The sequence below is a fragment of the Prevotella sp. P6B1 genome, assembly GCF_000702825.1.
Taxonomy (GTDB): domain Bacteria; phylum Bacteroidota; class Bacteroidia; order Bacteroidales; family Bacteroidaceae; genus Prevotella.
The window spans coordinates 35,536-50,767 of sequence record NZ_JNKF01000016.1; the positions used below are offsets into that span (position 1 = coordinate 35,536).

The window sequence follows — 15,232 nt, forward strand, 5'->3', positions numbered from 1 at the left end:
TTGAACTTTGTGAGAAAAGTATTTATTTCAATATGCATGGCGTCATCAGTTCTTTGCTGGGCTGATGACGTTTGTGTTTCATCGCCTAACGGGAGTTTGGTGGTGACGGTCAGTGATGCTGGCGGCCGATTGAGTTACAGTGCCAGCCTCGATGGAGTGAACATGTTAACATCTTCGGCTTTGGGCTTGAAGACCAGTATCGGCGACCTGACACGCGACCTGAAGATCCAGGACACGAAACAGGGTTTCACCGCCGAGGAATACCAGATGCGCGGCACCAAGGCTGCGGGCAACAAGTACGAAGCCAACACGCTGACCCTGGACGTAGTGAACAAGGACGGTGTGAAGTTCGGCATCCGTTTCCAGGTGAGCAACAACGATGTGGCGTTCCGCTACACCCTGCCCCGACAGACCATCAACCGTCGCGAGTACAAGCGCGTGCGCATCCTGTCGGAGGCGAGCAGCTTTAATTTCCCCGAAGGCACCACCACGTTTATCTCGCCACAGATTGGTCCTGAAAGCGGTTGGGAGCAGACCAAACCCTCGTACGAGGAGGGCTACTCCAACGATGCGCCCATGGATAAGGCTTCGCAATACGGTCATGGCTACATCTTCCCTGCGCTGTTCCATCTGCCTACAGGCTGGGTGCTGGTAGCCGAGACGGGGGTGAGCGGTGGTTACTGCGGCAGTCATCTGTCTGACTATCAGGTAGGTAAGGGCTACACGGTGGCCTATCCCGACCAAGGCGAAAACAATGGGTTCGGCAATGATTTTGCCGCCATTCCCCTGCCTGGCGAAACACCTTGGCGCACCATCACCATGGGTGCCGACCTGAAGCCCATCATGGAAACCACCATCAGCTATGATGTGGTGGAGCCCCAGTACAAGGCGTCGACCACTTATCAGCCCGGTCGCTACACCTGGAGCTGGCTCATCGGTCAGGACAACTCAATCAACTACGACGACCAGGTGCGCTTTATCGACCTGGCCTCGACCATGGGCTTCGAGTACTGCTTAGTAGACAACTGGTGGGACCAGAACATCGGTCGCGAGCGTATCGCCGAGCTGTCGAAATACGCGCAGTCCAAGGGCGTCCACCTGCTGATGTGGTATAACAGCAACGGCTTCTGGAACGACGCCCCCCAGACCCCACGCAACTGCATGAACACCGCCATTGCCCGCGAACGCGAGATGAGCTGGCTCGAGAGCATCGGCGTGAAGGGAATCAAGGTGGATTTCTTCGGCGGCGACAAGCAGCAGACCATGCAGCTCTACGAGGATATCCTGAGCGATGCCAACCGTCACGGTCTGCAGGTAGTGTTCCACGGCTGCACCATGCCCCGCGGCTGGGAGCGCATGTATCCTAACTTCGTGGCTTCGGAGGCTGTGCTGGCTTCGGAGAATCTCTTCTTCGGCGAGGGTGCCACCATCAGCGAGGGTTTCGACCTGACCCTGCACCCCTTCTGCCGCAACGCAACGGCCTCGATGGACTGGGGCGGCATCATCATGAACAAATGGATGTCGACCGACAACAAGAGCCGTCACACCCGTAAGACCACCGATATCTTCGAGCTTGCCACCGGTATCACCATGCAGACCTCGGTGCAGTGTGTGGCCATGCAGCCCAACAACCTGCAGGAACTGCCGCAGTTTGAGATGGACTACCTGCGCCAGTTGCCCACTACCTGGCAGCAGACCCGCTACATAGCCGGCTATCCAGGCAAATATGTGGTGATGGCACGCCAGGCTACCAACGGTCAATGGTACATTGCCGGACTGAATGCGCAGAAGACACCGCTCACGCTGACCCTCGACCTCAATGCGTATGGCAACGGACTCTCGAAGCTGCTCATCGACGACAAGCAGCTGCAGCCCACCCAGACGGTGCTCAAGAAAGACAAGAAAGGAAAAGTGAAGGTAACCATCCAATCCAATGGTGGATTGGTTATCTACTAAGCAATAAGAAATCCCCGCCAAGTTGGCGGGGATTCTTGTTTTCTACGGGGATTCTTATTTTAGTAAACAAAAATCTGATAGTCCTTGATACTGCCCGGAGCACCCTGCTCGGCGCGTGGCAGATAGTCGATACCAGTCACGGTCTGCTGGCTGCCCAGGTCGATCACCATCAGGTGAGGCAACTCAGCACCCTTGCCCGTACGCCAGTAGGTAGATTCCTGCAGGTCGAAAGCCTTGTCGGCAGTGAAGTTACCGCGAATGATATCCTCGCTGTCGGCATATTTCACAGTCCACTGTTCACGACTGATACGACCACCGGTGGTGTTGATGGCGTAGATTTCAGCCACTGCCACGTCGGCCTTGCCAGCCTGTGTCGAGAGGGCTTGCAGAGCGATGTAACGTCCCTTGGCAGGCGCATCGAAACGTACCTTCTGCCAGCCGTTGCCAGCAAAGAAGCTGCCCTTTGCCACAGGTGTTGCCGAGTTCAGGTCGGGCTTGTCGCCGGGATTGTTATGCGTGCGCGATTTCTCCATATTCAGTTTGTCGAGCTCGGGTTTGGTCAGTCCGGCGATAATCGGATTCGTAGGTCCGACCACGTCGAGCACAATCACCTCGTTCTTTCCCTTCTTCAACCAGCAGCCAGGCACGTAGAGCGTCTGCTGCGGACCGATGCTCCAGAAGCGGCCGATGGCATGGCCGTTCACATACACCTGTCCCTTGCCGAACTGCTCCATATCGAGGAAGGTATCGCCCACCTTCTTCAGGTTGAAGTAGCCGCGATAGTAGCCCATCTTTGTGTGATGAGGAACAATGTTTGGCGAATGGGTCTCAAATGCATTCTTAGCCGTCTGATAATCATCGGGGATGGTCATGATGGTCCAGCGCTTCAGGTTCCAGATGAGCTCATGGCCATCAACCTCGCTTGAGAGGGTGACGCTGTTGGTGATGCCCTTGTAGTCCTTGATGGCGCGTCCGAAGTTGATGCGCCCCATGGCCTCGATGTATATATCCAGTACCTGTCCTTTCTTGACAGCAGGCAACTGCAGGCTGTTCTCATTGCGCACACGGTCTATCTTGCCCACGTACTTATTGTCAATGAACACCTGTGCAAAGTCGTGCCCCTCGTCGAGCGTCAGTACGCTGGGCTTGGTTATCTCGGGCAGAACAGTGGTATAGACGATGCTACCCCAGCCCTGTTCCAGTTCCTCCATGGTACGCAGCTCACTGTCCATCACCACGCTGTCAACTCCCATAAGCAGATCTGCGTGCTCCGTAAGCTCGAATGCTGGTATCGATATGAACTGCGCCGGCATCTTGGGGATGGCGGGCAGCTTGGTGGTGCTGTACTTCTTCATCATCTGGCGCAGCTTGAAGTATTTGTCGGTAGTGCCGCCATACTCGTTGATGGGGGCATCGTAGTCGTACGAGGTCACATCGGGTGCGAAACCGGGCGAGTTGGCACCAGCCCAGTGACCGAACGAGGTGCCGCCGTGGGTCATGTAGAGCGAGAACGAGATACCTTTCGACAGCATCTCATCCATACCGTCGACCATATCCTTGGCAGGACGCGTCTCGTGGTTGGCACCCCACTTGTCGAACCAGCCGCTCCAGAACTCCGAGCACATCAGCGGCGCGTTGGGGCGCAGCTCCTTCAGGCGTTTGAACTGCTGGTCGATATTGGCACCGGTACCGAAGTTCATCGTCCACACCAGGTCGTCGAGTCCGTTCTTCTCGAAGTTCGAGCTCCAGTCGCACTGGAACAGGGTCAGTTCCTTGCCATAAATACCACGCAGGCAGTCGCGTATCTCGCTGATGTAAGGCTTATCCTCGCCATACGAGCCGTACTCGTTCTCCACCTGCACCATGATGATAGGACCACCCTTCTGGATGGTCAGTGGTGCCAGCTGCTCGCCCACCTTCTGCTCGAACAGCTTCACACGCTCCATAAAATAAGGATCGCGCTCGCGCAGGCGGATGTCCTTCTTTTTCAACAACCACCAGGGCAGTCCACCCATCTCCCACTCGGCACATACGTAGGGTCCGGGACGCACAATGACGTACATACCGTTCTTCTGCGCCAGACGACAGAACTCTGCCACATCGTTGTTGCCGCTGAAGTCGAACTGTCCCTCACGCTGCTCGTGGATGTTCCAGAACACGTAGATGCACAGGGTGTTCATGCCGAGCGCCTTGCACATCTTGATGCGATGCTCCCAGTACGGACGCGGGATGCGGGGATAGTGCACCTCAGCCGCCTTGACCACGAATGGCTCGCCGTTCAGCAGGAATGTCTTGTTGCCAACGGTGAAGTCGCCGGCATGCATCAACATCGGAATCGTCAGTAACAATGCTGTAATTAGTAGTCTCACTTTTTTCATTTTGTATCTTTTACTTTGTTATTTGGCGCAAAGTTACAAAATTTCGGGCACGAATGATGTGAATTCCGCAATTATTTCATAATTTTGCGGAAAATTATCAATATCACATGAAAAAATTCGCATTACTTTTATTAGCAATCGTCGTTGCCGGGATGGCAAAGGCTGAAGATGGCCACCAGCTGTGGCTGAGAAACAAAGTGGTAGGCAAGGCCGTGGTGAAGGGTCCGAAGTGCCAGGCTGCCGAGGAGCTGACCCGGTATGCCAATCACGACATGGAACTGTGCCTCGACCCGAAGATGGACGAGGATGCCTATTGCATCAGCGGGCATACCATCACGGCGAAGAATACCACAGGACTGCTCTACGGTGCCTATGCCGTGCTGCAGCAGCAGGGTGGCGGCGCTGCCGTTCGTGAAGGCGTCACCGAGAAACCATTCTACCGTCTGCGCATTCTGAACCACTGGGACAATCTGGATGGCAGCATCGAGCGCGGCTATGCCGGACTGAGCATCTTCTGGAAGAATCCTGCGCAGCCCATCGACCGCGAACTGGTGAAGGAATATGCCCGTGCCAATGCCTCGATCGGCATCAACGGCACTGTGCTCAACAATGTGAATGCCTCGCCCAAGATGCTCACAACCACCTATATTAATAAGGTAAAGGAGATAGCCGACATTCTGCGCCCCTACGGCATCAAGGTCTATCTGTCGGTGAACTTCGCCTCGCCCATGAACGTAGCCGTGAAGGGCGTGAACAAGGGCAAGGTACTGAAGACTGCCGACCCGCTGAACCCACAGGTGAAGGCGTGGTGGAAGGCCAAGGCCAAGGAGATATACCAGCTGATTCCCGACTTCGGCGGCTTCTTAGTGAAGGCCAATTCGGAGGGACAGCCCGGTCCGTTCGACTACAAGCGCACCCATGCCGACGGTGCCAATATGCTGGCTGCCGCTGTAAAGCCTTTTGGTGGTATCATCATGTGGCGCTCGTTCGTGTATGGCGCTGCCCATAGCGGCGAGGACCGTGTGAAGCAGGCAGTGAGCGAATTCAAGAACCTCGACGGCAAGTTTGCCGACAACGTCATCCTGCAGTCGAAGAACGGTCCGCTCGACTTCCAGCCCCGCGAGCCCTACGCCCCCATCTTCGACAACATCCATCATACCAAGCAGATGGCCGAGCTGCAGATCACACAGGAATACCTGGGTCAGAGCCGCCATCTGGTGTATCTCGCCCCCATGTGGCGCGAGTTCTTCGGCTTCGTGGCTCCCGAGAAGCTGGTGGGTATCGCAGGTGTGGCTAACATAGGTTTGGATCGTAACTGGTGCGGTCACCACTTCTCGCAGGCCAACTGGTATGCCTTCGGCCGACTGGCTTGGAACCCCAACCTGACGAGCGAGCAGATAGCCCGCGAGTGGTTAGGACTGACCTTCGATGCTGCCGACAACCAGGCACTCGAGTCGGTGATGCTGCGCTCGCGCGAGGCGTGCGTGGATTATATGATGCCCATCGGTTTGCACCATATCTTCACATTCGATCACCACTACGGCCCAGGTCCGTCGGAATTCCAGCCCAATGCGCCCATCGAGTGGTGCCCCGTGTACTATCACAAGGCCAATACCGACTCGATAGGTTTCGACCGCACCCATACGGGCTCGAACGCCACGGCACAGTATCGCGAGCCTTACTGCCAGCTGTACGACGACGTGAACACCTGCCCCGAGCGCTACCTGCTGTGGTTCCACCGCGTGCCATGGAGCTTCCGCCTGAAGAGCGGTCGCACGGTGATTGAGGAGATGGACTACCGCTATGCGCGCGGCGTGAGCGAGGTAGAGGACTTTATCCGTGTATGGCAGGCGCAGAAGGGCTGCATCGACCAGCAGCGCTGGCAGGAGGTTGACCTCCGTCTGCAGCACCAACTGGAGAACGCCAAGGAGTGGCAACGCGTGTGCATGAACTACTTCAGCGGATTTACCAAACAAGCGAAATGACGCACTGGTGCACTGACGCACAACGAGAAACAACGATCCCTCGCCATCACGGCGGGGGATCATTGTTTTCAGAGCATCACCGTACCGGTTTTGCGATACACGGCGCGACCCTGACTGTTACTACGCCCGTCGCTCACCTTCTCGATAAGGTGGTCGCTCTGCAGGCGGCTCATGCGACTACGGGCGGCATTCTCATTCTGTAGCTCAAAGCAACGCATCACATCGTCGGCGGTAAACTCGTCGGGCAGGCGGTTGAAGGACTCGATGGTACGCCCACGGCGCTGGATATTGACACTGGCATCGCGCTGTTTGTTATCGAAATAGCTCTCGGCCATGCGTCCGAAATAGTGGCGCTGACAAGCGTACTGGATGTTGACAATAAGCTCGGCCAACCGCCAGTCGATGTCGTCGGTATTGAAGGTGCCGCACCAGAATTCGCCTTCTTGATGGAGCTCGCCCCAGTGACGCATCACGATGAATGGGGCGGCGAAATTCAAGCCGTGGTAAGCGCAGCGCTTCAGTAGCATCTCGTCGGCGCGCGACTGGTTGTCGGCAGCGTCGGCCATGCGGCGGGCCGTCCAGTCGTATAGCTCGTCCACCAGCCGCTGCACAGAGAGTTCGCCCTTGGTGCGGTCCAGTTTCTTCGCCCACTCCTTCAGTCGCTCGTCACTGTCGTAGTCGATGGTCGATTCGCGTGTCAGCATCTGGAAATTGGTGGCTGGCAGGGGGATGCAGGTGAGTCGGGTGGCAAGACCGGAGCCGAAGTTCTGTTCATTCACCTTCTTCTTCAGGGCGATGGGTGTGCCAGTGTAGATGAAGTTCCAGGTGACGAAGAAATCCTGCAGTACGGAGTCGTTGTTAGAGTACGCCTGACCGTCTTCCTCGTTGTGGAAAGCCTTGAGTTCGAGCGACATCTTGTCGATCCACGAGCCGCCGCGCTGCACACTGACGGTGTTGTCGAGCTCGGTGTCGAAAGTGAGCATATGGAGCTGCATGGGACGGCCGTCGACCTCCTCCACCGAGTTGACCATGTCTTGGATAAACTGGGCGTTCGAGGTGCGTGCGGGGTGGATGCGCACAACAACCTTGGGTTTCTTGGGTTTCTCCTTGTTGGCACCCTTGGTGCGCATCTGTTCACGATAGGCGTTGATGGCGTCCTTACCCGTCTGGTCGGCAGCGATGATGGGTGCTGCCAGCAGCTTGTAGAGGCGGGTTGCGAAGGATTTTCCGCTGGCAGGGTCGCCAATGATAAATGTAGAATTGTTCAATCGGCGCAGCTCTTCAGGTCGGTGGTAGAAACGGTAGGTACAGCGGGTCATCAGCGTCATCATCAGTCCACCGGCCACAAACAGGGCGGCGGGATACTGGTTGCGCTTCAGTCCCTTGCACACATCCTTCAGGGCTGGATAGTATACGCTCAGCGCCTCAATCTCCTCGCCCCACGCCCAGAGTTGCCGGGCCATGTTGTCGTCCTCCAGTTGCGAGGTAGCAGCCACTGCCTCGCGGAGTTTCTTGGGCATGTACTCATGATACTTGAAGTCCATCACCGAGCGCACCGTACCAGCCACATCTTCGCCTTCTTTCGCCAGGTCCTGCACCCATGGCAGCGTCATCACCACCTCGGTGATCTTGGTGGGATTCTTACCAATCACATAGCGGAGATGACTGGCCAGGTCGACCAAGGTGTTGTGACGGTTGTTTGCCAGGTTTACGCCTTGCATCCACTTGTCGATAATCTCGCTCACAGGCATGCCGTTGAATTCTTCTTGCAGCGGACTACAGGACTTAAGGACTTTTTCAGTAGCAGAATCAGTCCTGATTTCCGTTGCTGAATGATCTCTCGTAGCCTGGCTATGACCGTCGCGATATAGAGCCGTATATCGCTCAGCAAATGCCTGGTTCTCATAAGTAAACAGTTCTTTGTCGATGTAGAGGATGTCGCTCTCCTTGCAGATGAAGCTCATGCGCGAAGCGTCCTTGCAACTCTCATCCACCTCCACGCCCAGTAGCTGTGCCATCTGGTGCTGGTTGTCGATAAGGTTGCCCCAATCGGTACGGGCCTTAAACACAATCTTCACGCCCTTACCACTGGGCGTGATGTAGATAAGCACAATGCCTAATGCCTTCAGGTCGAGACCCTTATCAATCCAGCCCTGATACAAGGTGAGCGGGTGGTCGACGTGATCCACGTCCATCACCACCAGGCCCGTGAGTTGGGTGGCAGCCTGCTTGCGCCATGCCCCTGCCCTGCCCGCCTTCGAGGTGGTTGGGCTGAAGGTGGCCTGGAAGATAAACGCCGGCAACTTACGCTTGAGCGAGGCGTCGCCCGACTGGCGGAAGCGATCGATGATGTCGTGCCACTGCTGCGCCCTGACGAGCGCATAGAACTGCGCTTCGTCAACGGGCAATGTAGGATTACTAAAATTACTCTGATAACAAAACATACGGTTAAACTACTCGAAAAATCTGTTGGCTTCCCATTCGCGGCGGCGCTCCAGCCCCGCCAGCTTTCTGCCGCCGGCATACACCCAGCGCTTGAACTCACGACGGATCTGCGCGCGGCTCCTGCCCTGGCGGATCAGCTTGAGCAGCGTGGAGCTCTGCAAACGACCGATGCCCAGGTTGAAGACAAACGATACAAGCGCATCGAACTGCCCCTGAGTGCGCGCCACACGCAGGCGGCGCACCTGAGCCTCAACGGCGCCGAGGTCCTTACTGAGCAGCTCGGTGGCCCAATATTCACTGATGCGGTCGCCCTCGCTGATATCGGGGCCCGTATGACCGTAGCCGATGGTGAGTACACCCGCGCTGTCGCGGTAGGCCTGCAGCCGCAAGCCCTCAAACGTTTTCAACTGACTGATTAAAATTTCACTCGATTCCATAGTTTTTCTTCTCGTTTCTGAATTTCACTCGTTTCAAAATATTAAAGGTGTCGGCCATCTCGTAGTGAGGGCAGACAAAACGCTGCTCCACCTGCTGATGCGAGAGGCGGCACTGGCGCGTGCCATCGATCAGGATCTCCCTGTGGCGGCATGAGGCGCAGATGCGGTTGATAACTGCTTTCATGTGGCGGGATCAGAAGTTTGGATAACCCAGCTTGGCATTGAGGAAGTGCAGGCCGGCAATGGTCCACGTCATATAGTGGCGAATCTTCTTCTGGCCCTTCAGACTGTAGCTCACGTGGGTGCGCATGGCGGTGTAGCCGCGGCCCTCCAGGCTCTCGGCCAGATTCCATCGCCCGTGGGCACGGTACTGGATGCCCATGTCGCCGAGCACAGCGTTGAAGTCGATTGTGGTCATGTTGAAGGTCTTCGCCACCTGCGTGGCAGTGAGCGTGTCCTCGGCCTCCTCGTTGAGCAATCGTAGTCCGTGGCCTACAATCTCATCCGCCATTGCTATGATCTTCTTCGGCGGCAATGCGGGCAGGTTCGTGTCCTGTACGGCGGGGTAGTTCTGTGCGGCGGCATCCAGTCGTTCGTGCTCCAGCTGTTCCCAGCGCAGCACCAGTCGGGCACGTGCCTCGTCGTTGAACTTGGTGGCAATATAGAGTGTCTCTATCTTGGTGAGCTGGTAGCAAGGGCGAAGCTCGCCCTTCCTGTCGCGATACTCAACCAATCCAAATTTGGTTCCGTTCACTTTCACCCAGGCGGGCTCCATGTTTCGGATGCTACGCATCACGTGCGTGTGCAACTTACCGGTTACTTCAGCTATTTCCAGCGAAGTCATCATGTGTTGGGGATTGTGGCACTGCTCGTTGCCCTGGCAACGGCGGCCGTTATTGTTGATCATACTGATCATGATTGATGTTTGTTCCATATAAATAATAATGTTTAAATGATTAATACTGTTTTTTCTTGTGTAGTCTCACTGGTTGGTGGTCGCCCGGGCCTTCCCGTGCGGTGTGTGGTCGGTTTTCATCATGTCAAAGAGCGCGTGCCAATCAACGATCGACGCTGCAAAAGTACGCACCTTTTCCCCACCCGCCAATCTTTGAAAGAACGTTCTCCCAAATCTTCTCCCAGAATCGTTCATTTTCTCCCATAATTAACATCAAACATTTCAGTCAGACTCCAGAATACTAAACAAAAAAGCCCCCGGATGGAGGCTTTAGAGTGTTTTGGCGGCTTAAGGTTAATCCATGCGCGCGCAAAGATAATGCAGTAGTGCCAGTTCACGGCGCGAGGCACCGTTTTCCTCCCAGCGGTGGATAGGCTTATGCATGTAGGGATGATGGTTGAAAGCACGGTGGATGGTGCCTTGCGGACAAGGATAGTTGAACACGGGTGGCTTGGCCATAGGGGCTATCATGCGTTCAAAATCGCTTACGCTACCCTGATAGTCTGCCATGTCGCGCGCTACCGCATAGACTACCGCCCACGACGTCGACGCCCAGAACAGCGGCGATGCATCAGTTGCTGCCTGCATCAGTTGCTGCAATGGCGAATAGTGTTGCTGCTCTTCCAGCAATTGCCGCAATATCGCCAGGCATTCCTCCTCGCGCTTGCGAGCCCAAAGATTAAATACTCGGTGAATCAGGTTCACCATGTCGGGAGCGATCTCCATTTCTCCGAAGTTCTTCTTGTTCTTTTCCATTTTAATTTTTACTTAATAGTGAGTGAATTTGTATTGCTACGCCTGCAAAATAAAAGAGGGGCTGTCCCATAAGTCAGGACACCCCCTCATTTCTTAACAACTTTTAAATCCTCTGGTGCATATTTCACATATTTTTACACCAATTTTGCTACTAACCGCCTTAAAACCCCATGCAGGAGGTGGCTCCCAGTGCAGTCAGGATGGCAGTTGCGATTGATGCAATCAGCTGCACGATAAACTTAATGCTTTCTTTCTTGTTCATAGTTTTAGTGATTTAAAGTTCAATGTTCAAAGTTCAAAGTTCAAAGTAGTTGGGGCTTTTGCCCCAAGCGCTAATCTTCGGTGCTGCCGTCGGGGTTGGGCTCACTGCCTCCGCCGTTACCGCCGGTACTACCGCCCGAATTGCCGCCGGTGCTGCCACTGTCACCACCAGTGTTGCCGCCCGAATTGCCGCCGCTCTGGGTAGGCTCGTCGTCGCTCTTGGTCAGCGTCTCCACGTTGATAAACTCGGCCTGCTTCAGGAATTCGCGACTTGAGATGTTCATCTCCTGCTCCTGCTCGGGCATGAAGCGGATGTGCAGCGCCTTCAGGTGGGTAGATACGTTGAACTTGTCCTTGCTCACTGCGCCACCCTTCTGATTCTCGATGGTGCAGTAGAAGGTGCCCAGACCATCGATCTTCACCTTTTTCGAGTCGAGTAGCATCTCGATGAGACATGAGCGGAACTTCTCCAGCACGCCAAACACCACATCCTGAGTGTACACACTGCCATGCTCGCTGATGTGCTTAGCCAGCTTACGGGTGTTCAGGGTCTCCAGGCTCTTCACATAGCCGAACCACTTACCGAAAGCAGCCGAGGTCTCGGCCTTGTTCTGCTTTACTTCGTACAAAATCTTTGCCATACTTTCTTTACTCTGTTCTCGTAGTATTGATAAACTTGATTAACTGTGTGTGTTATTGACAATGCAAAGATACGAAAAATCGCCGAGGCGCACAAGTGTTTTTGCAATTATTATGGCCTTTTTTTCGTTGCCGTAATACACCACCGTGGTGTCCGTAATACATGGAGCCCGTAGCCGTAATCCCCGTCGGGGCACACCGCCCCGTCAGTACGAAGTGCACCAGTGCACCAGTGCAACATGAACAATCACACTGCTGCCTAACCTATATATATTTTTTATATATATTATAATATATATAAAATTAAAATAGCATATTATGATTCACCATCATCATCCAACACACTCAACGGTGCACTGCCGCACTGGTGCACACTCGCAAGCTTTTCCCGCTTGCGCAGTTAGCCAGAATGTGAAGGATGGATTAAAGCAACAAAATTTGAATTGGGCAAGATTTTATAAAACAAGACTTCAAAAAGATACTGTTTTAATGTAACTATCTGTATATTAGAGGGCTAATTCTTTAATTTATTATTTCTGCTTTTTTTTCATTGGAATTATGTAACTTTGCACAAAATAACGTGTAATCGCACAGCAACAAAAGACGTGTAATCACACGCCACAAAAAGACGTGTAACTCCACGGCAACAAATAACGTGTAACAAAACAAATTTCCCTAAAAAACTTATCGAAATCTTGCATATTCAGAAAAAAGCATTATATTTGCACCCGAAATGAAGAAGATTCTCGGATAAGTCGTCCGAAATTAAACGATAACAGAACCCGTCGGCATCCCGTAGATCTGCTGGCGGGTCACCTTTTTATATATCGTGACAAGAAAAAAACGCTCACCAGTAAATTCCTGTGTTTATCCGTATATCATTGACAGCCTATAGAGAAAGAGCACTGAAACGGAAACGGTTCAACCCTGCCTGAGATTTAATTATGTCGAATTCGGCACAATTAAAATTCGGATTCATCAACCGCTCCCATATTCCAAGGAACTCAATGGTATTGCGGTTGCGCAGCCAGTTTGCACTCTATCAAAGCATACGCAAGGAAATCTTGTTTTTTGAGGTATTTCATTCGGTGTTTTTGAGGTTTTTTAATCTGTTTATTTGATACTGCTTGACATCCGCACTGTCGGTCAACACTGCTTCACAGACAAGATGAAGCGGTTTAATCCAGCGGCATTTTTAAAAAGAAACGTCCCACCCTGGTCCGCTGGTCTTGCGACGAGAAGCGTGGTGGGATTATAGTTTCTGGAGCCAGACTATGATGGTGGCGAGGGCCTCCTCGGAGATGGTCTCCTCTATCTGGTAGTACTCGTCGGGGCGACCGGTGGTGCAGCGCTGGAACAGGTGGTTATGCCCTTCGAGCGCCACAATCTGCGTACGCTTGTTCCTGGGCAACAGGCGGCGCAGCACGGGCAGGTTCATTTCGGCAGGCACCTGACAGTCCTTTGTGCCATTCATCGCCAGCACAGGGCACTTGGTGTTGGTGATATTCTCTGTGGGGTCGTAGTCCATAAAGTAAGTCAGCCACGCGTTTGTCTTCACCATGCTGCGCAGCTGCTCCATGGTGATGCCCTTGGCTAAGGGACTGCCGCTGTTCTGGGTCTGATACAGCATGATGCTATCGCCCTTGACGGCAGGACCTGCCAGCGACACGATGAAGTCCAACTTCTTCTGCGCAGCCAACATAAAAGCTATCAGTCCGCCCTCGCTGTGGCCCAGCAGTCCCACTTTCTTGAATCGCTTCTGAGCACGCAGCCACGCGATACCTGCAGCGGCATCCTCAGCCAGATCGGCCGATGTAGCGTTCTTCATATCGCCACCTACCGACTGGCCTACACCACGATCATCGTAGCGCAGCGTGGCAATGCCAGCGCGCGCCAAGCGGTCGGCTATCACTGCAAAGGGTTTGTGGGCAAATATCTCTTCATCGCGATTCTCAGGGCCGCTGCCTGTCACCATCAGCAGCACATACTTTGAACCACCAGCGGGTATGGTTAGCGTACCAGCGAGTGTGGCACCAGCCTTGGCGTTCTGGAACGTCACTTCCTCTGTCTCGTAGGGATATGGTGGTTGTGGGGTTTGTGGGCGCTTCAATTCGACTTTCTCGCTTGGCTTAAGGCTCAATGGCAGCATAAAGCCCCTCTGAGTGAAGGTTCCTTTCAACTCACCATTCTGCAATTTGGCAGCATAAGATGCATTAAGCGAAGCAATGCTTACGTTGACAGAATCAGCAGAAACAAAGTGGGTTGTGGCTGCTATGCCATAAGCACCTTGGTCTGGACTATCGAGTGTGCATTTGCCATCGTCGCTCAAATTCAGCACTACCTTAATCTTCTGAAAACCAGCATTCAGCTCGCCACTCCAAGTGCCATTGATGTTTTGAGCTTGGACGGTTAGGCTCATGCAAGCTAAAGCAATAGTGAATAACAACTTCTTCATACGCCTCTCACAATATAAATCATTATCAAAATGCCAACAGTAACCAAAGCGAAGGTAAGCAGTCTTTTCTTGTTTTCATTTTTAAACATATTGAAATGGTATAACTTATATACCCACGATGGTACCATCATAAATATGCCAATGGCCGACATATAGATAAACACATTTTTGTGCAAGAAATCTAAAAATGGAAAGTGTATTAGCATCTTGCCAACAATGCCTATGCCTAATATTACACAGCCTACGTAATACAGATATGCAACAAACTTTCTAAGTATCATCTTGCTCTTTGAATAAGGTAAATATTTTCTCATAAATTACCTCGCTTTAAAAATAAGTACACAGAACACGATGATTACGGCGAACATCAGCCCCACCACGGCGAGGATGGGCACAGCCGAGGGACTGACAGCCACCAGCGAGGTGTAGGCAATGACGGCAGTGAGGGCCAGCATGACCAGACTGAGCACACGTATCATACGGATGGCCAGTGCGTATTGGCGCGGTGTCTGAATCTTGACGGGGATGTTGATGGTGTGGGGAAAGTAGGCGGAACCCAACAGGATGACACCAGCAACCGACGTGAAGATAGCGGCAAACAGAATGCTGTACTTCGAGTCGTAGCTGGCGGCACGGCCCAGGTCGTCGAAGTGGGTCGGCACCACATCGGGCGCTTTCTGCAAGGCAATGATGACAAACACCCACACAGCTATCAGCAGTACCAGGAACACCAGCTCAAAGATGGTCCCCTCGAGTGTACGATTTACTTTAATCTTCTCTGGTTTCATTGTTTTCTTTCTTTTTCTTTGGTAGACGCTTGGCTTTGCGCAGGGCCTCTGTGATGATCCACTGCAGCTGGCCATTGGTGCTGCGGAACTCGTCCGCAGCCCAGGCCTCTATCGCGTCCATCGTTTCGGCATCAACACGCAGGATAAAACTCTTAGTGGATTTCTTATCAGCCATAA

At 53.5% G+C, this 15,232-nt stretch carries 13 protein-coding genes and 1 pseudogene; 2 read left to right on the plus strand and 12 right to left on the minus strand.

What is annotated here, in order from left to right:
- Positions 1–9: 9 nt before the first annotated feature.
- The gene (locus tag T495_RS0113350) at positions 10–1,956 is read left to right on the plus strand and encodes a glycoside hydrolase family 97 catalytic domain-containing protein (protein ID WP_369793260.1); all 1,947 of its coding nucleotides are present in this window, start codon (positions 10–12) and stop codon (positions 1,954–1,956) included.
- 59 nt (positions 1,957–2,015) lie between these two features.
- Here the strand turns inward: T495_RS0113350 and T495_RS0113355 are convergent, their stop codons facing one another.
- Positions 2,016–4,334, minus strand: a complete 2,319-nt coding sequence (locus tag T495_RS0113355; RefSeq protein ID WP_033149058.1) for a beta-galactosidase — start codon at positions 4,332–4,334, stop codon at positions 2,016–2,018.
- A gap of 107 nt (positions 4,335–4,441) precedes the next feature.
- Between T495_RS0113355 and T495_RS0113360 the strand changes: the two genes are divergently transcribed.
- Positions 4,442–6,319, plus strand: coding sequence for an alpha-glucuronidase (locus T495_RS0113360; protein ID WP_033149059.1), 1,878 nt, complete (start codon positions 4,442–4,444; stop codon positions 6,317–6,319).
- A 68-nt stretch (positions 6,320–6,387) separates the two neighbouring features.
- Here the strand turns inward: T495_RS0113360 and T495_RS0113365 are convergent, their stop codons facing one another.
- The 11 genes and pseudogenes from T495_RS0113365 to T495_RS0113410 form a co-directional block, all read right to left on the minus strand.
- Complete coding sequence (locus T495_RS0113365; protein ID WP_033149060.1) at positions 6,388–8,763, minus strand: BT4734/BF3469 family protein; 2,376 nt, start codon at positions 8,761–8,763, stop codon at positions 6,388–6,390.
- 9 nt (positions 8,764–8,772) lie between these two features.
- On the minus strand, positions 8,773–9,201 hold the full coding sequence (locus T495_RS0113370; protein WP_028902567.1) for a lysozyme: 429 nt from the start codon (positions 9,199–9,201) through the stop codon (positions 8,773–8,775).
- On the minus strand, positions 9,188–9,385 hold the full coding sequence (locus tag T495_RS0113375) for a hypothetical protein (RefSeq protein ID WP_028902566.1): 198 nt from the start codon (positions 9,383–9,385) through the stop codon (positions 9,188–9,190). Before T495_RS0113375 ends, T495_RS0113370 begins: the two co-directional genes overlap by 14 nt.
- Positions 9,386–9,394: 9 nt before the next feature.
- Positions 9,395–10,135, minus strand: a complete 741-nt coding sequence (locus T495_RS15400) for a Rha family transcriptional regulator (protein ID WP_231495116.1) — start codon at positions 10,133–10,135, stop codon at positions 9,395–9,397.
- Positions 10,136–10,450: 315 nt separating this feature from the next.
- Entirely contained in the window at positions 10,451–10,912 is a 462-nt protein-coding gene (locus T495_RS0113385) for a hypothetical protein (RefSeq protein ID WP_033149061.1), read from the minus strand.
- 160 nt (positions 10,913–11,072) lie between these two features.
- Positions 11,073–11,174, minus strand: coding sequence for a smalltalk protein (locus tag T495_RS15975; protein WP_155950003.1), 102 nt, complete (start codon positions 11,172–11,174; stop codon positions 11,073–11,075).
- A 70-nt stretch (positions 11,175–11,244) separates the two neighbouring features.
- Complete coding sequence (locus T495_RS0113390; RefSeq protein WP_028902563.1) at positions 11,245–11,814, minus strand: hypothetical protein; 570 nt, start codon at positions 11,812–11,814, stop codon at positions 11,245–11,247.
- 902 nt (positions 11,815–12,716) lie between these two features.
- Positions 12,717–12,842: pseudogene (locus T495_RS16250) on the minus strand (KilA-N domain-containing protein); the annotation flags it as partial.
- Positions 12,843–13,064: 222 nt separating this feature from the next.
- Complete coding sequence (locus T495_RS0113395; RefSeq protein WP_028902562.1) at positions 13,065–14,267, minus strand: S9 family peptidase; 1,203 nt, start codon at positions 14,265–14,267, stop codon at positions 13,065–13,067.
- A gap of 317 nt (positions 14,268–14,584) precedes the next feature.
- Complete coding sequence (locus tag T495_RS0113405) at positions 14,585–15,055, minus strand: DUF1648 domain-containing protein (RefSeq protein ID WP_033149062.1); 471 nt, start codon at positions 15,053–15,055, stop codon at positions 14,585–14,587.
- Entirely contained in the window at positions 15,036–15,230 is a 195-nt protein-coding gene (locus T495_RS0113410) for a hypothetical protein (protein WP_033149063.1), read from the minus strand. The genes T495_RS0113405 and T495_RS0113410 overlap by 20 nt, the downstream gene beginning before the upstream one ends.
- Between the last annotated feature and the right edge of the window lie 2 nt (positions 15,231–15,232).